Raw genomic sequence first — 22071 nt, 5'->3', positions numbered from 1 at the left:
CATACCCGTTACGCTGCTCGACGAAGGGGGTCCCTTTTGCACGCCGATAGGGGGTCCTTTTTGGACGCCGATTGACACATCCCGGCGCCGCGACCACGCGTACCGATGCCCCTTCGGACACAGGATCGGACGCGCGCCGCCCTGCGACGCCTCACAGCCATGACTAAAGCCCCGCCAGGCGGCGGAACGGTGGGTCCTCGACGGCCCCTGCCGTCGATGGTTCATTCTGCGGTGTCGAAGACGGCCGCCGATTGGTACGAAGCGCTGGCTCCGGTGCAGTCCTGTTCCTCGACGGAACGAAATCTGCGCCCACCCCGCACCGTCATCAAATTGTAATTGGTTATGCCCCTATAACGCCGCGTCGATCGGCCGGCCGATCCCGTCGGCCCCACGCTTCAATTCGGCGACCAGCCAGCGGATCACGGGCTCTTTGTCGCGATAGGGTTGCCACTGGAGGACAAGGCCGGCCGTCATCCGCGGCCACCTCAGGTCGAGGATGGTCACAGGCAAAACCGCCGCCTGATGCTGCGCGAACCAGTTGCTGGTGGTGACGATCAAGTCGGACCCGATCGCCAATGCGGGCAGCATCGAATGAAGTCCCGTGCGTACTACGACGCGCCGCTGCGCGAACGGACTGTCCGCAGCGAAATCGCCGAAGATTGCGCGTTCCATGTCGTCATGCACCGCGGCATGGGGTGCCGCCAGGAAGTCCTCTACATCCACACGGCCGCCAGCAAGCGGATGCGACGCACAGACGAGCGCGACAGGTGCATGGTCGAGCAGGGGCAGGGTGCACAGATCGGGATCGGCCATCGCCTCGGGAACGATCGCGATATCGGCGCCGCGATCGAACAGGTGTCGCGCAGAGCCATGGACGAAGGGTATCATCTTCCACCCGATTTCGGGTGCCACAGCGCGCAGTCGCGGCATGATGCGACTGAAAAACATGAGTTCGACGACCTCTGGCGCGGTCACCGTCACCGTCTGACGCGCAGTCGCAGGATCGAACGCCAGCGCGAGATTGAACGTGTCATCCACCTCGCGCAGCAATCGCCCAACGCGTTGGTGTAATGCCGCGCCTAAGGCCGTTAGCTGGCGCCGTTCGCCAAACACGACCAGTTCGTCACCGAAAAGCTCCCGCAGCTGGCGCAGCTTCATGCTCATCGCCGGCTGGCTGATCGCGATCGAGTGCGCCGCCGCAGTCAGTGACGGCTCATGCAGTAGCGCATCAAGCGCATAAAGCAGATTGATGTTCAGGCGCCGCAACCGTCTGCGGCCTTCGATCAGCGTCGATGGTTCGCTCAAATACCCCACCTCACGTTTGCGCCGCGCCCGTATCAGTTATCGCTAATCCACCACCCCAATTGTGTCAAATCAATCAGCAAACTGCATCTTGCTAGACTGTTTTTACAAGAAATAGCATACTATACCGAGATTTTCCGCACCTAATACAACGCGTGAAATTTCCCGAATCGCACAATATCTATGCGGTAGTCTGGCGATTACTTAAACACGTAGCGGCAACTAAGCCTCAATCTTTATGACCACAGCATTACGCACATACCGAAGGACCAGGGCGAGTACTATTGGGGACATCCCCGCATCCGCCCAATGCGAATTCGGGTACTGCCTCAGCTATACCTGCTTCTCCACCGGCATGCCCAAGCTCGACATGACGGTGCTGCAACCTAGCGGCCGGGTGACGGTGTCGACCACCGTCACGAACAGCGAAGACCGCGCGCGACGAGGCCAGCGTGCAATATCGGAATGCCATACAGTTCGGCGGGGTGATCGATCCGGGCACGTTTGACATCCGGGTGGGATCCAGTTCCAACGCGCAGAACCATGGCCAGTCTTCAGTTGGAGAACTCCAAGCGTGGGCCGTGGGCGTTTGCTGGATGCGGAGAGATGAGGAACTGACCGCCAGGGTTTCGCCGTCGTATCCGCCGCAGGGGACATCAGGGCGCATACGGCAGGCTTCGGAGAAGGCAGGCGAACGTCTGGACCAGCGGCTCCCGAACAATATGAGCGATCCAGCCGGTATGAACGTCGGTCAGGTGCAGCGCCGCAGCGAACAGGGCTAGGGCAGCCGGGCAGTCGTTCGGGCGCCTCGCAGGTCGTCAATATGCATTGCCCGTTAGCGCTCACACGAATGTCATCAATTCTACGTCAAACTTACACAGGCCGCTCTTAACGCCCCCGCCCGACCGGCAAGACGGCCGGGGTGGGGACCAATGTTATGATTACATTTCGCAGCCTTTTGAAGGGATCGGTGGCGTTCATCCTGGTGACCGGCTCGGTCGCCGCTGAGGCGCAGCAGAGTGCCGCGGCTGGCTCTGCGCAAGACACTGCGCAATCGACCGCACAGGCGTCTGATACGGCCGCCGACGGCCAGGACATCGTCGTCAACGGCACCTATGCGCGCAGCCTGGCGGCGGGCATCGAGACCAAGCGCCGCGCCGCTTACGGCGTCGACTCGATCAGCTCGACCGATATCGGCAAGTTCCCGACCCAGAACGTCGCCGAGGCGCTTCAGCTCGTCCCTGGTGTGGCGATCACCCGCCCGCGCGGTGAAGGCCTGTATGTCAGCGTCCGTGGCCTGGGCCCGCAGTTCCAGAACACGCTGATGAACGGCCGCACCATCGCGCTGAACGACCTGATCGAGAATGGCGGCGCGGCCGGTCGGCAATTCCGCTTCGAGATGCTGCCCGCCGAATTCACTTCGAGCATCGACGTGGTGAAGACCCCGACCGCCGACATGAGCGAGGGCGCGCTGGGCGGCAATATCGACGTCAAGACCTTCCACCCGCTGGAGGTCGGCAACAAGACGACCGTCAACATGCGCGGCACCTATACCAGCCAGACCAAGCAGGTCCGCCCCAACGTCACCGTGCTGACCAGCGCGAAGAACAATGACGGCACCTTCGGCATCTTGGCGGGTGCGCAATATTGGGGCAAGACGGTCCGCAACGACCGCTTCATGAACTTCGGCTGGCTGCTCGACCGCTATGTCGATCCGACCGACCCGAACGCCCCGAAGCGCGGCGGCGCGCCTGCAGGTCTCTATTCGCCGACCCGCACCCGCCCCACCGTCGAGACCGAGGATCGGAAGCGCATCTCGGGCATCGTCTCGGCCCAGTGGCAGCCCACGCCCGAACTCCAGACGACTCTGGACGTGGTCGCGACCCGGCTGGACGTCGCCTATGACGAGTTCGGCCTCGACATCTATCCGGACGACAACAACGTCTCGATCGGCGGCGTCAAGCAGCTGCCGACCGTGCTGCAACCGGGCTATACCGTCGTTGGCGACACGATCACCAAGGCGACGATCGCCAACGCCCGCTTCATGGCGTCGCGCGAATACAGCCTCAATCGCCATGACCTGATCACCGTCGGGCTGAAGCAGACCTGGAACCCGGATCGCTGGCATGTCGCCGCCAATGTCAACTGGTCGGCCGCGCACAGCTATCATCCCGACTACCGCACCGGCACCGTGCGCAGCCGTGCCTATTTCATCGCGCCGCTGACCTATGACGCCAGCGGCGGCTATCAGAACATGCCGACCTTCACCACGCCGGTCGACGTCACCAACCCGGCCAATTACAAGCTGTACCAGTTCAACATCGCGCCCAAGGACAGCAAGGACTGGGATTTCTATTCGCGTCTCGATGTCGGCCATGATTTCGACGGCTTCCTGTCGAAGCTGCAGGCGGGCGGCGAATATCACTGGCGCAAGCGCGACTATTTCCGTCGCGACTATCTGATCGACACCGCGACCAACCAGCCGCTGACCAACCTGGGCGCGGGTGCCTATCAGCAGCTGCCCTATGACGACTTCCTGTCGGGCGTGTCGGGCAATGCCTTCCGCAACTGGCTGGTGCCGGTGACGGCGGCTTATGTCGGCAACTTCTTCACCCCGGCGATCCAGGGTCAGCCGATCACCAATGGCGATCGTCGTTCGTCCTTCGTCGTGACCGAGAAGATCGCCGCCGCCTATGTCCGCGCCGACTATCAGTTCGATGCAGGGTCGGTGCCGGTCAGCGGCAATGTCGGCGTGCGTTACGTCCACACCGATCAGGTCGCCAGCGGTACGCTGACCAGCGGCAACACGGCCACGCCGGTCAGCTACCCCAAGACGTTCAATAACGTCCTGCCCAGCTTCAACCTGCGCGCCGACCTGACCCCCAAGCTGGTCGGTCGCCTCGCCGCCAGCCGGGTACTGACCCGTCCCAACGTCACCGACACCGCGCCGCGCATCACCGTGTCGACGGACGCACAGACCGCCAGCGGTGGCAACCCGCAGCTGGTGCCCTTCCTCGCCACCCAGTTCGACGGGTCGCTGGAATGGTATTTCGCACCGTCGGGCATGTTGTCGGGCGCGGTCTTCTACAAGGCGATGGACGATTACATCACCCAGTCGAATACCGAGATCAATATTCCGGGTCGCGGCACCGTCCGCCTCTCCAGCTCGGTCAACGGCGGCAACGCCAAAGTGTACGGCGCGGAGGCGGCCTATAGCCAGGTCTTCACCTTCCTGCCCGAACCGTTCGACGGCTTCGGCGTCCAGGGGTCCTATACCCACACGGAAGTGAAGGCCGACTACACGGCGGGTTCGCGCAACATCAAGGACCAGCTGATCGGCCTGTCGAAGAACAGCTTCAACCTGGTCGGCTTCTACGACAAGGGCCCGCTGTCGGCGCGGCTGTCCTATGTCTGGCGCGACAAATATCTGTCGAGCACGGGCAGCACGGTGCAGGCACCGACCTATGTCGCGGCCTTCGGATCGCTCGACGGCCAGCTGTCGGTGCGCGCCGCCGACAACCTGACGCTCAGCCTGGAAGGCATCAACATCGCGGGCGCGCATCAGGACACCTATAACGACAGCAAGATGCGCTTCGGCGAGATCAACTATTATGGCCGGACGATCCTGTTCGGCGTGCGGGCGGAGTTCTGATGAAGGCTCTCCTCACCCTGGCGGCGGTCCTCGCGACCGCCGCCGCCCCGGCGCCGCGGGCGGCCCTTCGGATGAACGACATCCAGGTGGTCGGCTCGCACAACAGCTATAAGAAGCGGATCGCGCTCGCCGTCTTCGCCGCGCTGGAACAGCGTGATCCCAAGCTCGCCGCCGCGCTGGACTACGATCATCTGACCTTGGCGCAGCAGCTCGACCGGGGCGTGCGCCAGCTGGAGATCGACATCTTCGCCGACCCCGAAGGCGGACGCTTCGCGCATCCCAAGGGCGAGGCGATCGCAAAGGCCGCAGGTGAGCAGACCGGCTTTGACGAAGCGGCGATGATGAAGCCGGGCTTCAAGGTCTTCCACATCCCGGAAGTCGATTACCGCTCCTGCGGCACCTTCAAGCAGTGCATCGGCCAGATCGACGCCTGGTCGCGCGCGCATCCGCGTCACCTGCCGATCATGGTGACGATCAACGCCGCCGACCGGCCGATCAACAAGCCCGGCGTCACCGACCCGCTGCCGCTGACCGCACCGTTGCTCGATGCACTGGACGGCGAGATTCACGACGTGCTGACGCCGAACCGGATGATCACGCCCGACGACGTGCGCGGGAATGCAAAGACCCTGCGCGAGGCGGTGACCACCAAGGGCTGGCCGACCTTGGAGAGCGCTCGCGGGAAAATCTACTTCGTGCTGGATACGCCGTCGGACGTGTCCGATATCTACCGCGCCGGGCATCCTTCGTTGAAGGGCCGCCCGATCTTCGGCTGGTACGACACCGACCAGCCCGAGGCCTCGGTCGAGATCGTCGGCGATCCGCGTACCGACGGGGCGAAGATCCGTGAATGGGTGAAGCAGGGCTTCATCGTCCGCACGCGCAGCGACGCCGACACCAAGGAAGCGCGCGACAACGATCACACGCGCCAGCAGGCCGCGATCGACAGCGGCGCACAGGCGGTGTCGACCGATTACTATCCCGGCGCGCCGACGCGGGCGTGGCATAAGGGCTTCACCGTGACGCTGCCGGGCGGCGTGATGGAACGATGCAACCCGGTGACCCAGCCTGCGGGCTGCAAGCTGCCGAAGTGAAAGGATCGCCGTGCAACGGGGGAAGATACTCGACATGATAGTCCGTGCGCTCGCACTGGCGCTGGCGACCAGTCTGGTCGCCAGTCCCTGCTCGGCGCGGCCCCGCTACACGGTGGACCGGGCCGTGATGCTGATCCGCCACGGCATCCGCGCGCCTTTGGAGGGTGAAGCCGCGGCGGCTCCCCTCGCCCGCGCTCCGTTTCCGCAATGGGACACGCCGGCCAGTCATCTGACCCCACATGGCGCCGCGGCGCTGCGCATCCTCGCGCAGTTCGAACGGGGTCGGTTGCTCCGGCAAGGCTTGCTGCCGACCGGGCGCTGCCCCGCCCCGAATGCCCTGACGATCTGGACGAACAGCCTCTCGCGGACGATCGCCAGCGGCCATGCCCTGGCCGAGGGCCTGGCGCCGGGTTGCCCAGTTGCGGTCAATCATCGCGCCGAGGGCGATACGGACCCGTTGTTCAATGCGCTGGAAGCCCACGCCGTCCCCTTCGACGCCACCCAAGCGGCCGCCAGCATCAACGCCGAGTTGCAGGACGGGACTAACCTAATGCGCGGCACCGCCGCGGGGTTCGCCGCGATGGAGCGCGTGCTCGGCTGTGCGTCGTCGAACCCACCCTGCACATTCGCGGCAATGCCCAACCGGATCACGCCGTCCGCCGATGGCAAGGGCATCAGCCTGAAGGGCGCGATCGATTTGACCTCCGGCACCGCGCAGGTTTTCCTGCTGCAATATGCGGAAGGCTTTCCGATGCAGCGGGTCGGCTGGGGCCGCGCATCGGCCAAGGACATTCAGGCGATGTCGCTCCTGCATGCCCGCCTCTTCGACGTCTTCGCCCGCTCGGCCTATATGGCGCCGCGTGTCGGCGGGTTAATTGCGCGAGCGATCGCTGCGGACCTGACACAGCCCAAGGCACCTGCGGTCCACGTCTATGTCGGCCACGACAATACGATCGCGGCCGTCACCGCGATCCTTGGCGTTCACTTTAAAATCCCGGGCTACGGCGTCGACGACCCGCCGATCGGCGGCGGTCTCCTGTTCGAGCGCCTGACCGACCGTCGCACCCACAAACACGTTATCCGGCTATCGTATGTTGCGCAGACGCCTTCCGCGGCACGACATCTCAGCACAGCCGGACAACACGGTCCGATCGTCTTGCGGCATCTCCCCATCGGACGATACGGCACGCTTTGCCCGCTGCCGATATTTCAGAGGGTTATCGATAGCGAGACAGCTCAGCTGTTGTAATGCGGCCAAGCTTTCTACTTGTTCCTGTAAGCCGGCATGCAGGGGACTGCTTTGAGCACGGCGCCGACATCCGCCTTCGCCCCCTCCCGCCGGCAGCATCGCTGCGATCCGCGCGCTCTCAGCAGCGGTTGGGGGCGCAGCGCACCAGAGCTGTTGACAAGGCTAGGTCATGATGGCTGATTGCGATCATGGGGACGGCGATCTCCCCACGAGGCGTCAGCCGGAGAATCGCGTCCGCCTCTTCATGAAGGACGCCCCATGCCTGCGCTCCACGCCATCACCCCTGAAAAGCTATCGCGCTTAGTCGGCACTGCCGGCTGCCCGCGCATCATCGACCTGCGGCCGTCGCCCGCCCGCGGGATCCCGGGTGCGGTGCCGGGCGATCTGCCGACCCCGTCATCGGTAGATGCCGTCATCGTCGTCGATCAGGACGGCAGCACGGCCGCGGTCGCTGCGGCAGCGGTCATGCGGAGCGATGGGAAGGACGCCGAGGTGCTCGAAGGAGGCTTTGCCGCCTGGGAACGAGCAGGCCTGCCCAGCGTCAAGCTGGCGCATGTTCCACAGCGCCGCCCCGATGGCAGAACGTGGTGGGTCACCCGCTCGCGGCCAAAGGTGGACCGCATCGCTTGTCCCTGGCTGATCCGCCGGTTTGTCGATCCGGACGCGCGCTTCCTCTTCGTCCCGCCTGCCGAGGTGCTGGCGGTCGCCGCGCAAGACCAGGCCGAGCCCTTCGACATCGTCGACGACGGTGTCGTCTGGAGCCACCGCGGCGAGCTATGCACGTTCGACGTCATGATCGAGGCGTTCGGGCTCGCCGACCATGCTCCCCTCGCCCGCCTCGCCGCCATCGTCCGCGGCGCCGACACCGACCGGCTCGATATCGCGCCCGAGGCGGCGGGGCTGCTCGCGATCTCGCTTGGCCTGTCGCGCAGCCATGGCGACGACCACGAGCAACTCGACGCCGGCATGGCGATCTACGACGCGCTCTACCGCTGGGCGCGGGACGCGCAGGCCGAGCGCCACAGCTGGTTGTCGCATCAGCCGTCGCGCGTGCGAGTGACGGCATGACCGCCGTCCCTGCCAACGCTCCGGCATCGGTCCGACCACGGCCAGTCTCGTTGCGCGAAGCCGTCTGGGTATGGTTGCGGATCGCCATGCTCTCATTCGGCGGCCCCGCAGGGCAGATCGCGGTGATGCACCGCATTCTCGTCAACGAGAAACGCTGGATCGGCGAGCAGCGGTTCCTCCACGCCCTCAACTATTGCATGCTGCTGCCCGGGCCCGAGGCGCAGCAACTGGCGACCTACATCGGCTGGCTGATGCACCGAACGAAGGGCGGCATCGTTGCCGGCGTCCTGTTCGTCATCCCCGGTGCCGTTGCGATCATGGCGTTGAGCTGGGTCTACGTCCTTTACGGACGGCTTGGCATCGTCGCCGCACTGTTCTTCGGCCTCAAATGTGCGGTGCTGGCCGTCGTCGTCCAGGCGGTGGTGCGGATCGGTGGACGGGCGCTCAGATCGACGGCGGCCAGGGCGCTCGCCGCTATCGCCTTCGTTCTGATCTTCTTTGCCGGCGGGCCCTTTCCGCTGATCGTATTGGGCGCCGGCCTGATCGGCTGGTGGTCCACCCGGCGGGGCGGCACCGCGTTCAAGGGCGCGGGCCATGGCACATCCCATGGGACGGTGGTGGCCGACGCGGACACGCTGCTCGGCCAAGAACTGCCGCTGCATGCGCGGCCGACATGGCGGCAGGCGATCCGCACGGCGTCGGTCTGGCTGGCGCTGTGACTGGTGCCGCTCGCGGCGCTGCTGATCGCGCGCGGTCCCGATGACGTATTCAGCCGGATCGCGATCTTCTTCTCGACGATGACGACGGTGACGTTCGGGGGCGCCTATGCCGTGCTCGCCTATGTCGCGCAGCAGGCCGTGGAGCAATACGGCTGGCTTGGGCCCAGGGAGATGCTCGATGGCCTGGGCATGGCGGAAACGACGCCGGGGCCGCTCATCATGGTGCTGCAGTTCGTCGGCTTCCTCGGCGCCTATCGCGATCCCGGCGGGCTGACGCCACTGCTGGCCGGCACGCTCGGCGGCCTGCTCGCGACATGGGTGACGTTCGTCCCGTGCTTCCTGTGGATCTTCCTTGGCGCGCCCTTCATCGAGCGCCTTCGCGGCAACGCTGCGGTCGCCGGAGCCCTGTCCGCTATCACCGCAGCGGTCGTGGGAGTCGTCCTCAACCTAGCCGTGTGGTTCGCTCTGCACACGGTATTTCGCAGCGTCACCCCCATCGGGGCCGGTCCGCTGCGCTTCGACATGCCGGTCCTGTCCAGCATCGATCCCATCGCCCTGCTGCTCGCATCGGGCGCCGCATGCGCCATCTTCGGGCTGCGGGCCGGTGTGGTGACGACGTTGCTGGCGGCCTCCGCCGCCAGCGTAGCGCTCTACGGCCTCGGTTTCCTCCCCTAGCGCCGCGGCTGAAGGCGCTCGCCGCAGATTGGCATGCCTATGCAGAGGATACCGGCGTCATTATGCCGTCCGTGCCGAGCCGGCACCCATGGTTCGCATTCCTGATTGTGAGCCTGCGCACAAGCGGGCTCCACATGGGTGCGGCTGATCGCCCGCCACGCGCAGGACGAACCGCGTACCGCCCCGCGGTTCGTCTGCTGCGCCGTCACGCTGGCGCGACACCGGTACCGTGGCTGCAAAGCCTTTCTTGGGGCCGCCCAAGCCCACACGCATTTGCATCGCCCCTGCGGTTCGGCATGGCATGTCGCCATGACCACCGATCTCGCCATTCTCTACGAACATCCCCAATGGTTTACGCCGCTGTTCGCCGGGCTCGACCGGCGCGGCATTGCGTATGAGACTCTGACCCCGCGCACCGCCTTCGACCCCGCCGACGCCGCCCCACCCGCCCCCGTCATCCTCAGCCGGCTGGCGATGTCGGCGTTCCTGCGCGAGGCGGAGCATCCGATCTTCTGGGCGCAGGCGCTGCTCGCGCGCTGGGAGTTGTCAGGGGCGCGCGTGCTGAACGGCACGCCCGCGCTCGGGATCGACACGTCGAAGGCGCGCCAGCTCGCGCTGATCGCCTCGCTCGGTCTCGCCATTCCAGCCACCCGGGTCGTCCACCGTGCCGCCGATGTCCCCGCGGCGGCTGAGACGATCGGCTTCCCGCTGGTGGTGAAGGCGAACATCGGCGGCGCCGGCGCGGGCATCGCGCGCTTCGACGACATGGACACACTCCGCGCCGCCGTCGCCGACGGGACGTTGCCGACCAGCATCGACGGCGTGCTGCTGGTGCAGGACCATGTCCCCGCCCGCGGCGGCACGATCACCCGGATCGAGACGCTCGACCGCGCCTATCTCTACGCGATCGACGTCGCCGGGGCGGGCGCGTTCGACCTGTGCCCGGCAGACGCCTGCCAGGTCCCCGGCAGCGCGATCACGATGACCGCTACCGAGCCACCCGCGCACCTGCGCGACGCGGCGGAGCGGATCGCGCGCGCCGCCGCGCTGGATCTCGGCGGGATCGAGGTAATGATCGACGATCGCGACGGCACGCCCCGCTTCTACGACGTCAACGCGCTGTCGAACTTCGTCGCCCGGCCGCTCGACGTGCTGGGCTGGGACCCGCACGAGCGGCTGGTCGACCGGATCGTCGGCTGGATCGGGGAGGCACGCTGATGCGCTACGGTTTCTGGATGCCCGTCTTCGGCGGCTGGCTGCGCAACGTCCCCGACGAGGGCATGGAGGCAAGGTGGGCCTATGCCAAGGCGCTGACGCAAGATGCCGAGCGCTGGGGATACGACCTCACGCTGATCGCCGAGTTGAACCTCAACGATATCAAGGGCACCGACCAGCCCGCGCTCGACGCCTGGTCGACCGCCGCCGCGCTCGCCGCGGTAACCGAACGGCTGGAGCTGATGGTCGCGGTCCGCCCCAATTTCCATCATCCCGCTTTGTTCGCCAAGGCGGCGGCGAATATCGACCGGATCGCCGGCGGGCGCCTGTCGCTCAACGTCGTGTCGAGCTGGTGGGCCGACGAAGCGCGCCAATACGGCCTGCAATTCGACCAGCATGACGATCGCTACGCCCGCACCGCCGAATGGCTCAGCGTCGTCGACGGCCTGTGGACGCAGGCGCGGTTCAGCTTCGCCGGGCAATTCTACACCACCGACGCGGCGATCTGCGCGCCCAAGCCCGTCAAGCGGCCCACCATCTACGCTGGTGGCGAAAGTGAGGCCGCCAAGACGATGATCGCCGCCCGCTGCGACGCCTATGTCATGCACGGCGATCCCGTAGCCGCGATCGCGCCCAAGATCGCCGACATGGCGGAGCGCCGCCGCGCCGCCGGAGGGCCGCCGATGCAATACGGCATGGCCGCCTATGCGATCGTGCGCGACAGCGAGGCGGAGGCGAAGCGCGAGCTGGAACGCATCACGACCGTCACCGATTTGCCCGCGGGCTATGCCAATTTCGACCAGTGGCTGTCGGGCACGCAGCTGGAGCGCGAGCTAAAAATCCAGGAATATTCGGTGTCCAACCGAGGCCTGCGCCCCAATCTGGTCGGCACGCCCGAACAGCTGAAGGAACGGATCGCCGAATATGAGGCGGCGGGCCTCGACCTGCTGCTGCAAATGAGCCCGCAGGCCGAAGAGATGGAGCGCTTCGCCGCGCAGGTCATGGGCACGACCACCGTACCGGAGCCCGCCGCAGCATGAAGATTCCTGCCGTTGGACGCATATTGACCGGCCTGATTGCCGGCCTGGGCCTGGGGTATTGGGCGGGGCCGAATAGCGTCGCGCTGCCGACCCTGCAGACGATCGGCGGGGTGTGGCTCGACGCCTTGCGCATGCCCATCATCCCGCTCGTGTTCGCGCTCGTGGTCACCGGTCTGGGCAGCGGATCGGGGTCCGGCGGATCGAGCCGCGTGGCGCGCCGCGCGATCGGGGCTTTCATCCTGTTCCTCTCCGCCTCGGCCGTATTCGGCGTCGCGCTGGGTTCGGCGATGTTCCGCGGGTGGCACGTGACGGGCCTCGACGCGGTGCGCGCGCCCGGCACCAAGCTGCCCGACCTGCCGCCACTCGGCGAGACGTTGCGCGCGCTGGTGCCGGTCAATCCGATCGCCTCGGCAGCACAGGGCGCGATCGTGCCCGTCGTGCTGTTCGCGTTGTTCTTCGCCATCGCACTGCGCCACATCGACCGGTCGCGAGCGGATGGAATCGCCAATGCCTGTCAGGGCGTCGCCGACGCGCTGCTCGTCATCATCGGCTGGGTCCTGCTCGTCGCGCCGATCGGCGTCTTTGCGCTAGCTTTCGATGTTGCCGCGCGTAGCGGCTTTGCGGTCGGCGCGCTACTGCTCTGGTATGTCGTCGCGCGTGTCGTCGGCGGTATCGTCCTGCTGGCGGCGTTCGTGCTGCTTGTCGCGGTCGCTGCGCGCACGCGGCTGTCCACTTTCCTGCGCGCCGTGCTGCCCGCGCAGTCGGTGGCCTTCAGCACACAATCGTCGCTCGCCTCGCTGCCCGCCATGCTGGAGGCGTCGCGTACGCTCGGCCTGCCCGCCCGGCCGGTGGGCACGGTGCTGCCGCTCGCCGTGGCGCTGTTCCGGATTAGCGCGCCGACCGCGATCGGCCTCGCGACGCTCGCGCTGGCCCGCCTGAACGGGATCGAGCTTGGGCTGGGCCAGCTCGGCCTCATGGCGCTGCTCGCCGTGCTCAACAATCTCGTCATCGCCGGGCTGCCGAATCAGATCAGCTTTTTCGCCGCCTACGCCCCCGTGGCACTGGCCGTCGGCGTCCCCATCGAGTTGCTGCCGCTGTTCCTTGCCGTGGATACCATCCCCGACATGTTCGCCACCGCGGCCAACGTCACCGCCGACATCGCCGTCACCACCATTCTCACCGAGCGCGAGACGGAGGGCGCGCACGGGACACTGGCGGCCAGCTGAACCCATCATGACGGCGCGGGCCGGCGACAAGCACAGCTATCGCCCCACCGATCTTTGCTAGCGTTTAATTCCCATGCGCTTGGTGGATGATCTCCAGCGAAGGAGGTCCGCCATGACACGCAAGCCCCAAGATACGGCGCCCCGGAACGGCGGCATCGGGATCGAATGGCCGACCATGGCCATCGCCACGCTGATCTACGGCGGCTGGCTGGCGCTGACCTGGTGGCATGCGGCGCTGCCGACACCGGTGATCGTCGTCGCGGGCGGCTGGCTCGTCGCATGGCACGGCTCGCTCCAGCATGAAACGATTCACGGCCATCCGACCCGCTGGCGCGTGGTGAACGCGGCGATCGGCGCGGTGCCGCTGTCGCTCTGGCTGCCCTATGGCCTCTATCGCGATAGCCACGTCGCACATCACCGCAGCCCACATATCACCGATCCGCTCGACGATCCGGAATCGCGCTATGTCGCAAGTAGCCGCGGGGTCCGCCATGTCGCGGCGCGGGTGCAGGCGACACTGCTCGGGCGATTGTTGTTCGGACCGTTCCTCGCCGTGCTTGCGCTGGTCGCCGACGAAGGGCGCCGGCTGGCCCGCCAGCCCGGCCGGGTCGCCCGCGACTGGCTGCCGCACCTCGCGCTGGTCATGCCGATCGTCGCCTGGCTCGAATGGACGGGGTTCGGCACGCTGCGCTATCTTCTGCTGGTGGTGTATCCCGGCCTGTCGCTGACGCTGCTGCGTTCCTTTGCCGAGCATCGCGCCAACCTGCCCGGCCCCAGCCGCGCCGCCACGGTCGAGCGCGCCGGGCCGCTCGGCCTGCTCTATCTCAACAACCATCTGCATACCGCGCATCACGATCGCCCGGACCTCGCCTGGTATCGCCTGCCCGCGCACCAGCGCCGTCACCATGCGCGCCTCTCCGCTCAGGCGGGGCGCGCCCACCGCAGCTATGGCGAGATCGTCCGCCGCTTCGCGCTGGCGCCGCATGACGCCTTGGTCCACCCGGGCCGACAGGACCGGCGATGAGCACGCCCGTCGCCTCGCTCGGCATGTACGACCATCCCGGCCAACGCGCCGCCAACGACGGCTTATGGTCGGCGATCGCCCGGCATCTTCGCGGATTGGGCATCGCCGCACCGGACTCCCTTGACCGCACCCGGTCGGTCGAGGCGATCTGGCGCGACCCCAACCTGCTGCTGGCCCAATGCTGCGGCTATCCGCTCGTCGCCGATCCCGACCTCGCGCTGCGCGTGATCGCCATGCCGATTTATGCGCTGCCCGACTGCCCGCCCGGCCGCCACTACAGTCGCATCCTCGTGCGCGACGACGATCCGGCAACGACTTTGGCCGCGTTCGCAGGGCGTCGCGTGGCGATCAACGCGCCGCTCTCCAATACCGGCGCGAACCTGCTGCGCGCCGCAGTCGCGAACATCGCAGCGCCCGACGATTTCTTCGGCTCGACGATCGTCACCGGGTCGCACCGCGCCAGCATCGACGCGGTCGCCAGCGGTCGGGCAGATATCGCCGCGATCGATGCCGTCACCGCCGCGGTGATCGCCCGCGACGATCCGGCGGCGCTGCACGGCCTGCGCGACCTAGCAAGAACGCCCCGCGCGCCCAACCTGCCCTTCGTCACCGCCCGCACGACACCACCCGCGGTCGTCGGCGCGCTGCGGGAGGCACTGCATGCGGCCATGCACGACCCTGCCTTGGCACCGGCGCGTGCCGCGCTGCTGCTCACCGACATCGTGCCGGCGTCGATCCATCGCTACCGCATGCTGGGCCGGCTTGGGCACCAGACGCCGCCGTTCGCCGCCGACCCGGCCGCGACGAAGATTGCTGCCGACGTTGGTTGATCGCCAAAGCCTGGACTTTGGCTCCGAGTGAAATTCTGCGGCACGCCGCCGAACCATGACATTTGTCACTACGTGGCGCCCGTTACCCGTCGCACAGGAAGAGCATGTTCGACGAGGTTGACCCATGCTTCTGACTGCTCTCGCCCTTGCCGCCGCCCTGCGATCCGCCGCCCCCACGACGGCGGCGGCACCCGTGGTGGCCGCCCCACGCCAGATCCGCGACGGCGCCATGATCGCCGATCTCTACCAGCCTGCACGGACTGGCCGCGCACCTGCGATCCTGCTGCTTGGCGGGTCGGAGGGCGGCCTTGGCAAAGCTGCCGCTGCACAGGCAGCGGCGCTGGCGGCGCGTGGTTATGTTGTGCTCCAGCTTTCGTATTTCGGCAGCCTTGGCCAGCCTGCCGCACTGAAGTCCATCCCAATCGAAACCTTCACCCGCGCGCTCGATTGGCTGAAGATGCAGCCTGGCGTCGCGGGTGATCGCATCGGCATCGTCGGCACGTCCAAGGGCGCCGAGGCCGCGCTGCTCGTCGCCTCGCGCCGACGCGATCTCAAGATCGCGGTGGTCGGCGTCCCCTCCAGCGTCGTCTGGCCGGGGATCGACCGGGAGGGTCTCGTCACCGAATCGTCGTGGACCGAGGGCGGTAAACCGGTGCCCTTCACGCCCTATGGATGGACAGGGGAATGGCGCGGCATCCACGCGCTCTATGCGGACGCGTTAGCCGATCCCGCCAAAGCGGCGACCGGCGCCATCCCCGTCGAGCGCTCGCAAGCCGCCATCGTGATGGTCTGTGGCGAAGCGGACGGTTTGTGGCCGTCCTGTCCGATGGCACGGGCGGTCGAAACCCGGTTGCATGCCGCGAAATACGCACATCCCGTCACGGTACTCGCCTATCCCGACGCGGGTCATGCCGCCTTCGGCCCGCCCCCCGAGGTTGGCACCCAAGCGGCCGACCGGGCCGCTCCGCTCGGCGGCACGGTAGCCGGCAACCGCGCCGCGCGCGCGGATGGCTGGCCGAAGGTGCTCGCCGACCTTGATACCGCGCTGATGCCGGAGCGCCGGCGATGAGCCGCGATCTGGCCGATGTCGCGCGGCTGACGCGCGTGTCCAAACGGCTTGGCGGACGCAATGTCCTCGCCAGCCTTGATCTCGGCATCCACGCCGGTGAGGTGACCGCGCTGCTCGGCCCGAACGGCGCGGGCAAGACGACGTCAGTATCGCTGCTGACCGGCCGCATCGCGCCGGATGCGGGCACGGCGACGGTCTTCGGGCTCGACCCACGCCGGCCCGCCGCGCGCCGCCGCCTCGGCGTGATGCTGCAAAGCGCCGGCCTGCCCGACGTGCTGACGATCGCCGAGGTCCTGACGCTGCAATCGGGCTATTATCCCAACCCGCGGCCGCTGGACGAAACGCTGGCGCTCGCGGGGCTGGACGACCTTGCGGACCGCCGCTGCGCTGCCCTGTCGGGGGGGCAGGCCCGCCGCGTGCATTATGCGCTGGCGATCTGCGGCCGGCCCGATCTTCTCGTTCTCGACGAACCCACCGCCGCGATGGACCGGGCCTCCGCCCGCGTATTGTGGGGTACGGTCCGCGACGTGGCGAACCACGGAACGGCCGTGCTTCTGACCAGTCACGACCTTGCGGAGGCCGATGCGCTCGCCGACCGGATCGTGGTGATGGACGCTGGCACGATCGTTGCCGACGACACGCCCGCCGCGCTACGCGCCCGTGCTGGGGGATCGGTGATCCGCTGCCGCAGCCAACTGACCCCGGACCGCGTCGCGTGGGCGCCGGCGGTCAGGGACGCCGGCATGGACGGCGCGGACCTGCGCATCGTCTCCGCCGATGCTGCCGCTACGGTGCGCGCGCTTCTCGATGCCGATACCACGCTCACCGATCTGCGTGTCGCCGATGCAACGTTGGAGGACGCGATTGCCGCCCTGCTGTCAACCCAGTCGGAAAGGATCGCTGCATGACCGCGCTCGTCGCAACCCCGAACGGCGTGTGGCTTCGGGAAGCGATCGCCGAACTCAAGCGCACGTCGCGCCTGCCCCAGTTCCTCGTTCCGACCGTGCTGACCCCCGCCGCCTTCTACGGCCTGTTCACACTCGCCGTGGCCAAGTCGCCCTCCCCCGAATATGCGCTCGCAACGCTGGCGGGCTATGGCGTGTTCGCAGCGACGGGGCCCGCGCTGTTCGGCTTCGGTGCCGGGGTCGCCATGGAGCGCGAGCAGGGTCTGATCGAGTTGAAGCGCGTCTCGCCGATGCCCGCCGGCGCCTATGTCGCGGCAAAGCTGGTCGCTGCCGTCGCGACCACCGCGCTGGCGCTGGTGCTGATCGATGCGCTGGCGATCGTCGCCGGTGTCCGCTTGTCGGCGACAACGTGGATCGCGCTGACGCTGCTCCATCTCGGCTCGGCTATCCCGTTTGCGCTAATTGCTTTCGGCATGGGTATGCGGATGAGCGGCAAGGGCGCGGTGGCGGTGGCCAACGCCTTGTTCCTCGGCGGATCGGTGCTGGGCGGCCTGTGGATTCCGACCGCCATGCTACCCGGCTGGATGCGGACGCTGGGCCAGATCACGCCGTCCTACCATCTCGGCCAGCTTGCGCGGGCGATCGTCGGGGTCGACACGCTAGGCGCACCCGCCGGGCATATGATGGCCGTGACCGCAATGACGGCCGCAGGGATCGCCTGGGCCTGGAGCGGATGGCGGCGGAGCCCGGCTTGACCGAACACGCTGACACCCTCGACAGTGGCGCGATGCGTACGAGGGCACAGCGATGGTGGGACGGACCGTGGCCGTGGCTCGTCTATCTCGTCTTCCTGCCTCTCCCCTGGCTATGGAAATGGCCGGACGCGACAACGCTGATAAGCTCGGCGCTGGCGGTCATGACGTTCCTGCCGCTCTACGTCGCATCGCATCGCTGGCAGGGCGTTAAGCTCGTTGGCGCCTGTGCCGTAATAACCGCGATCGGCATCGCCCTCGCCGCCCTACCGGTCGGTTGGACCGTGTTCCCGATCTACGCCGCGTCGGCGATGGGGCACGCCCGTCCTCGACCCGTGGCAATCCTCGGCATCGCCGCGATCGCGGTGGTGACGATGGTGACCGGTCTCGCGCTGAGCCAGCCGACCTTATGGTGGCTGCCCGGCGCGCTGCTCGTCGCCATGACCGGCGGCGCAACGATCTCGCGCGAAGCCTTTTACGACCGTACGCAGGCGTTGCTCGCGACCCAAGAGGAGGTCCGCCGCCTTGCCGGCACTGCCGAACGCGAACGGATCGCGCGCGATCTGCACGATGTCGTCGGCCGTACGCTGACGCTCGTCGCGCTCAAGGCCGATCTGGCCGCCCGACTGCTCGATCGGGACAGAGATGCGACGCGGGCGGAGGTGGAAGCCATCGCTGCCGCCGCGCGCGCCGGCCTCGCCGATGTCCGCGCGGCGCTGGCGGGGCAAGCGGGTGGCGGCCTGGCGCAGGAAGCGTCCGCCTCGATCGCCGCCTTGCGGACGGCAGGCGTACGGCCGACGCTGACCGGCGACGCCGCCAACGTCCCTGCCAACGCGGGTGCTGTGTTGGCGATGACGCTGCGCGAGGCCGTCACCAATGTTATCCGCCATGCTGGCGCCCGGCATTGCACGATCCATATCATCGCCGACCCCGGTTACGCCCGCTTGGTAGTCGAGGACGATGGCGTCGGCCTGTCCGGTCGCGAGGGCAACGGGTTGACCGGCATGCGACAGCGATTGGTCGCCGCGGGCGGTGCCTTGCATCTCGCCCCTGCCCAAACCGGCACCCGTCTGGAAGCGAGCGTGCCGGCATGACCCCCATCCGTATCGTTATCGCCGAGGATCAGGCGCTCGTGCTCGGCGCCATTGCCGCATTGCTGTCGCTGGAGCCGGACCTCGCGATCGTCGGCCGCGCGTCGGACGGCGATGCGGCGTTCGCGATGGTGCGGGATCTCGCGCCAGACATATTGCTGACGGACATCGAGATGCCCGGTCAAACCGGCCTCGACCTTGCCAGGCGGCTGGCCGACGAGCGGTCGCGAACCGCCGTCGTGATCGTGACGACCTTCGCTCGGCCGGGCTATCTCGCCCGCGCACGCAGCGCCGGGGTGCGCGGCTATCTGCTGAAGGATGCACCGGTCGACGACCTGGCGGCTGCGATCCGCACCGTCGTGGCCGGCGGTCGCGCGATCCCCGCCGATCTTGCGGCAGCAGCCGGCGAGATCGGCCGCGATCCGCTCACCGATCGCGAGCGCGATACGTTGCGTCTTGCCGAAGAGGGGCTTTCGAACAAGGACATCGCCGATCGGCTCGGTTTGTCGCCAGGCACCGTGCGCAATTACCTGTCCGACGCGGCAGGGAAACTCGGCGCGGCGAACCGCATCGAGGCGGGCCGCACGGCGCGGCGGAACGGGTGGCTGTGACCCAGCGGCAGACATCGCGAGGCATCCGCTACGTCCCGTAGCCTGCCATTCGCGCGGATGAGGGAACCGCTGACGTGGCGTTTCGCATCGGTGCGCCCGAAGGATCACCCGCTCTACGTCGTCGAAGCGCCGCGGCACATCACGTGCCGCGGCGCCGCGTATCAGATGTCGACGGATAAGGTCAGCTGGACGGTGCGGGGGCTGAGCGGCCGGAACAGGCCGTCGCCGGTAAGCGCCGGCGAAATGTAGGACAGCACATCCTTGTCGAATAGATTGTCGACGTTGACGCGGATGCGCGCGTTCCGCACCGGACCGATCGAAAAGCCGTCACCGATGTCGGCATAGGCCGAAAAGACGGTGAAGCCCGGCAGCGACGAGCCCGGCGTATTCTCAAAGGTCGATTGGCGACGGCTGGTATATTTACCGGTGATATTGGCGACGAACCACGGCGCCGGTTCGACCGTAAGCCCCCCGGATACGACCCATTTCGCACTGTCGGGCAGATATTTGCCCGCGATCAGATAGGTGCGCGCCGCCCCGACGATATTGTCCTGGAATTGCGCGTGGTTGTAGGTGACGTTGGCGTTGACGTAGGCCGCGCCGTGCAGGAACGCCGGCTTGTAATTGGCAAGCAGTTCCGCGCCGTACGCCTTCACGCCGCCGACATTCTGGTAGAAGGTTTCGGTGACGTTGGTCGTGCCCGGCAGGATCGAGGCGATCGACTGAATCCGGTTGTCGAACTTGGTGTAATAGCCGGTCAGCGACGCGAAGAATTCCGGCCGCGTCGTCCGTAGGCCAACCTCGATATTCTTCGACCGTTCCGGCGCGGGTGCGCCGACCACGGCCGGCGAGTTGGCGTAGGCGACGGAGAAGATGTCATCCATCCCCTTGGGCAGCGCCATATTTTCCGCGTAGGACGCGAACAGCTGCGTGCGGGGATCGGAGAAACGGTACAGGATGCCGACGGTCGGCAGGAAGAAGTCGCGATAGTGCGCGCGGTTGTACTTCGGCCCCCATCCGGCGACGTTCACGCCGGCAACCGTCCGCGCATAATCGGCGAAATCGCGATATCCGCGCTGTTGATAGTCGAGGTCGAGCGCCTTGATGCCGAGATCGACGCTGAACGCGGGCGTCAGCTCGATACGATCGCGGACGAACAGCTGCGCCGTCGCGCGTTTCGACCGGTAATCGCGGCGGCCATAGACCAGCTCGTTGTAATTGGGGGCGCTGGCGGGCGAGCCGTCGATTGTGTTCTGACGCCGCTGGTAGCGGCGATAGCGATCGTCCTCCGCCCAGATGCCGACGTCGATCGCATGGATCCCGATCGCCGCATGCAGGCTTTGCAGGATGCCCTGGCGATAGCCGCCGAGGCTCGACACGCCGAACTGCGTGCCCCGCGGTGCGGTCAGCGCGAGGCCCGACACCAGCCGCTGACGGTTATAGAAGGTCAGCGTGTTGGCATAGCTGTCGGGCGAGCTGCCCCAGCCGTCCTTATCCTCGTAATAGATCGTCGTTTCCGCCTGGACGCCATCGGCGATGCCGAAGTGGAACGTGCCGGCGTAGAGCTTGTCCTTGCGGACGTTGATCGCCTGTCCGTAATAATAGGTGTAATTGGGGTTCGAATAGGGCACGCCCGCTACCGTCGGCGTATAGACTGGTAACGGATCGCCGTAATAGCCGCGATAGCGGCCGACGTGGCCGGCCAGATCGGGTGTCGCGCTATTATATTCGGCGCGCGACAACGTCGGCGAATCATAGTCGAAGAAGTCGTTCGAGACGAACTTGAAGCGCGCCCAGCTGCTGTCCGTAATGTCGATTACTGCCATCGCTTCCCAATGTTCGCGGTCGACGGTGCCGGCGCCGCGCCACAGGTCGGTGTTGAGCTTGGTGCGGCTGACATAGGCTTTCAGCGGCCCCACCTTGCCGGTGCTGACCCGCACGAAGGTGCGCTTCATATCGAAATCGCCGAAGCTCTGCGAAATGAAGGTGCCAAGCTCGTTCTGCGGCACGATCGAGCGATAGGACACGACCGGGCCGAGCGACGAATAGGTCGGCATCGTCACACCGCCCGCGCCGGGCGACGCCTCGACCACCCCCAGATTCTCGTTGTCGACATAGCGGAATACCGGACTGCCGCCGAAGGCGTCGCTGCGCCCCATCGGGACGCCATCGACGACGAAGCCGATCTGGTCGAGGTTGAAGGCACGCGTCTGCACGCTGTTGCCGAATTCGTACAGGCCGAGCGCGCCATCGGTCTGCACGTTGAAGCCCGGCAGCGATTCCAGCATCTTGAGCCCCGAGATGCCCGATGGCGCGGACAACAAGGCGTCGCGCGTGACCGCGACGGTGCTGGTGATCTTGTCCTCGCCCACCGCCTCGCTCGCCTGGCTGATGCGGCGGCCGCTGACGACGATGTCCTGGCCCTCGCCCGTCGCGGCGTCGCTCGCCTGCGGGCTTGCTTCTGCGGCTTCGGCGGCGATCGCCTGCGCCGCGGCGCCCTGTCCGGTCAGCAGCATCGCCACTGTGCCAAGGACAAGGCCCATCGCCGT

The 22071-nt window shown here is 66.9% G+C and carries 16 protein-coding genes and 1 pseudogene; 15 read left to right on the top strand and 2 right to left on the bottom strand.

Annotated features, from left to right (window positions below):
- Positions 1 to 348 precede the first annotated feature (348 nt).
- Complete coding sequence (locus tag ACGVWT_RS12330) at positions 349 to 1305, bottom strand: LysR family transcriptional regulator (protein WP_315462118.1); 957 nt, start codon at positions 1303 to 1305, stop codon at positions 349 to 351.
- A 934-nt stretch (positions 1306 to 2239) separates the two neighbouring features.
- On the opposite strand from ACGVWT_RS12330, the gene ACGVWT_RS12325 reads away from it, so the two are divergent.
- From ACGVWT_RS12325 to ACGVWT_RS12255, 15 genes and pseudogenes are all read left to right on the top strand, one after another.
- On the top strand, positions 2240 to 4954 hold the full coding sequence (locus ACGVWT_RS12325) for a TonB-dependent receptor (RefSeq protein WP_315462117.1): 2715 nt from the start codon (positions 2240 to 2242) through the stop codon (positions 4952 to 4954).
- The gene (locus ACGVWT_RS12320; RefSeq protein WP_315462116.1) at positions 4954 to 6048 is read left to right on the top strand and encodes a phosphatidylinositol-specific phospholipase C1-like protein; all 1095 of its coding nucleotides are present in this window, start codon (positions 4954 to 4956) and stop codon (positions 6046 to 6048) included. The genes ACGVWT_RS12325 and ACGVWT_RS12320 overlap by 1 nt, the downstream gene beginning before the upstream one ends.
- 34 nt (positions 6049 to 6082) lie before the next feature.
- Positions 6083 to 7297 (top strand): histidine-type phosphatase, encoded by a 1215-nt coding sequence (locus ACGVWT_RS12315; protein WP_315462115.1) that lies wholly within the window; start codon positions 6083 to 6085, stop codon positions 7295 to 7297.
- 258 nt (positions 7298 to 7555) lie between these two features.
- Positions 7556 to 8365, top strand: a complete 810-nt coding sequence (locus tag ACGVWT_RS12310) for a sulfurtransferase/chromate resistance protein (protein WP_315462114.1) — start codon at positions 7556 to 7558, stop codon at positions 8363 to 8365.
- Positions 8362 to 9759: pseudogene (gene chrA, locus ACGVWT_RS12305) on the top strand (chromate efflux transporter). The gene ACGVWT_RS12310 and the pseudogene chrA overlap by 4 nt, the downstream one beginning before the upstream one ends.
- Positions 9760 to 10068: 309 nt before the next feature.
- Positions 10069 to 10977 (top strand): RimK family alpha-L-glutamate ligase, encoded by a 909-nt coding sequence (locus tag ACGVWT_RS12300; protein WP_315462113.1) that lies wholly within the window; start codon positions 10069 to 10071, stop codon positions 10975 to 10977.
- The gene (locus ACGVWT_RS12295) at positions 10977 to 12014 is read left to right on the top strand and encodes an LLM class flavin-dependent oxidoreductase (protein WP_315462112.1); all 1038 of its coding nucleotides are present in this window, start codon (positions 10977 to 10979) and stop codon (positions 12012 to 12014) included. Before ACGVWT_RS12300 ends, ACGVWT_RS12295 begins: the two co-directional genes overlap by 1 nt.
- Positions 12011 to 13240 (top strand): dicarboxylate/amino acid:cation symporter, encoded by a 1230-nt coding sequence (locus ACGVWT_RS12290; RefSeq protein ID WP_315462111.1) that lies wholly within the window; start codon positions 12011 to 12013, stop codon positions 13238 to 13240. The genes ACGVWT_RS12295 and ACGVWT_RS12290 overlap by 4 nt, the downstream gene beginning before the upstream one ends.
- A 112-nt stretch (positions 13241 to 13352) precedes the next feature.
- Positions 13353 to 14264 carry a fatty acid desaturase gene (locus tag ACGVWT_RS12285; protein ID WP_315462110.1) on the top strand — a complete coding sequence of 304 codons (912 nt, stop codon included), beginning with the start codon at positions 13353 to 13355 and terminating at the stop codon, positions 14262 to 14264.
- Positions 14261 to 15094 (top strand): PhnD/SsuA/transferrin family substrate-binding protein, encoded by an 834-nt coding sequence (locus ACGVWT_RS12280; RefSeq protein WP_315462109.1) that lies wholly within the window; start codon positions 14261 to 14263, stop codon positions 15092 to 15094. Before ACGVWT_RS12285 ends, ACGVWT_RS12280 begins: the two co-directional genes overlap by 4 nt.
- 124 nt (positions 15095 to 15218) lie before the next feature.
- Entirely contained in the window at positions 15219 to 16163 is a 945-nt protein-coding gene (locus ACGVWT_RS12275; RefSeq protein WP_315462108.1) for an acyl-CoA thioester hydrolase/BAAT C-terminal domain-containing protein, read from the top strand.
- Positions 16160 to 17071, top strand: a complete 912-nt coding sequence (locus tag ACGVWT_RS12270) for an ABC transporter ATP-binding protein (protein ID WP_315462107.1) — start codon at positions 16160 to 16162, stop codon at positions 17069 to 17071. The genes ACGVWT_RS12275 and ACGVWT_RS12270 overlap by 4 nt, the downstream gene beginning before the upstream one ends.
- Positions 17068 to 17823, top strand: a complete 756-nt coding sequence (locus tag ACGVWT_RS12265) for an ABC transporter permease (RefSeq protein ID WP_315462106.1) — start codon at positions 17068 to 17070, stop codon at positions 17821 to 17823. Before ACGVWT_RS12270 ends, ACGVWT_RS12265 begins: the two co-directional genes overlap by 4 nt.
- Entirely contained in the window at positions 17820 to 18914 is a 1095-nt protein-coding gene (locus ACGVWT_RS12260; RefSeq protein WP_315462105.1) for a histidine kinase, read from the top strand. Before ACGVWT_RS12265 ends, ACGVWT_RS12260 begins: the two co-directional genes overlap by 4 nt.
- Complete coding sequence (locus ACGVWT_RS12255; protein WP_315462104.1) at positions 18911 to 19522, top strand: response regulator transcription factor; 612 nt, start codon at positions 18911 to 18913, stop codon at positions 19520 to 19522. The genes ACGVWT_RS12260 and ACGVWT_RS12255 overlap by 4 nt, the downstream gene beginning before the upstream one ends.
- A gap of 161 nt (positions 19523 to 19683) precedes the next feature.
- Here ACGVWT_RS12255 and ACGVWT_RS12250 read toward each other — a convergent pair whose 3' ends face one another.
- Complete coding sequence (locus ACGVWT_RS12250; protein ID WP_394426579.1) at positions 19684 to 22065, bottom strand: TonB-dependent receptor; 2382 nt, start codon at positions 22063 to 22065, stop codon at positions 19684 to 19686.
- Between the last annotated feature and the right edge of the window lie 6 nt (positions 22066 to 22071).

The organism is Sphingomonas sp. S6, assembly GCF_043498045.1.
Lineage (GTDB): Bacteria > Pseudomonadota > Alphaproteobacteria > Sphingomonadales > Sphingomonadaceae > Sphingomonas.
This window is presented reverse-complemented; position numbering and strand designations above follow the sequence as displayed.

Bases quoted from the DNA above. Each gene is read 5' to 3' on its own strand.
- ACGVWT_RS12320 (WP_315462116.1), top strand. From the start codon at position 4,954: ATGAAGGCTCTCCTCACCCTGGCGGCGGTCCTCGCGACCGCCGCCGCC.
- ACGVWT_RS12300 (WP_315462113.1), top strand. From the start codon at position 10,069: ATGACCACCGATCTCGCCATTCTCTACGAACATCCCCAATGGTTTACG.
- ACGVWT_RS12255 (WP_315462104.1), top strand. From the start codon at position 18,911: ATGACCCCCATCCGTATCGTTATCGCCGAGGATCAGGCGCTCGTGCTC.
- ACGVWT_RS12275 (WP_315462108.1), top strand. From the start codon at position 15,219: ATGCTTCTGACTGCTCTCGCCCTTGCCGCCGCCCTGCGATCCGCCGCC.
- ACGVWT_RS12290 (WP_315462111.1), top strand. From the start codon at position 12,011: ATGAAGATTCCTGCCGTTGGACGCATATTGACCGGCCTGATTGCCGGC.
- ACGVWT_RS12285 (WP_315462110.1), top strand. From the start codon at position 13,353: ATGACACGCAAGCCCCAAGATACGGCGCCCCGGAACGGCGGCATCGGG.
- ACGVWT_RS12310 (WP_315462114.1), top strand. From the start codon at position 7,556: ATGCCTGCGCTCCACGCCATCACCCCTGAAAAGCTATCGCGCTTAGTC.
- ACGVWT_RS12270 (WP_315462107.1), top strand. From the start codon at position 16,160: ATGAGCCGCGATCTGGCCGATGTCGCGCGGCTGACGCGCGTGTCCAAA.
- ACGVWT_RS12295 (WP_315462112.1), top strand. From the start codon at position 10,977: ATGCGCTACGGTTTCTGGATGCCCGTCTTCGGCGGCTGGCTGCGCAAC.
- ACGVWT_RS12250 (WP_394426579.1), bottom strand. From the start codon at position 22,065: ATGGGCCTTGTCCTTGGCACAGTGGCGATGCTGCTGACCGGACAGGGC.
- ACGVWT_RS12280 (WP_315462109.1), top strand. From the start codon at position 14,261: ATGAGCACGCCCGTCGCCTCGCTCGGCATGTACGACCATCCCGGCCAA.
- ACGVWT_RS12325 (WP_315462117.1), top strand. From the start codon at position 2,240: ATGATTACATTTCGCAGCCTTTTGAAGGGATCGGTGGCGTTCATCCTG.
- ACGVWT_RS12315 (WP_315462115.1), top strand. From the start codon at position 6,083: ATGATAGTCCGTGCGCTCGCACTGGCGCTGGCGACCAGTCTGGTCGCC.
- ACGVWT_RS12265 (WP_315462106.1), top strand. From the start codon at position 17,068: ATGACCGCGCTCGTCGCAACCCCGAACGGCGTGTGGCTTCGGGAAGCG.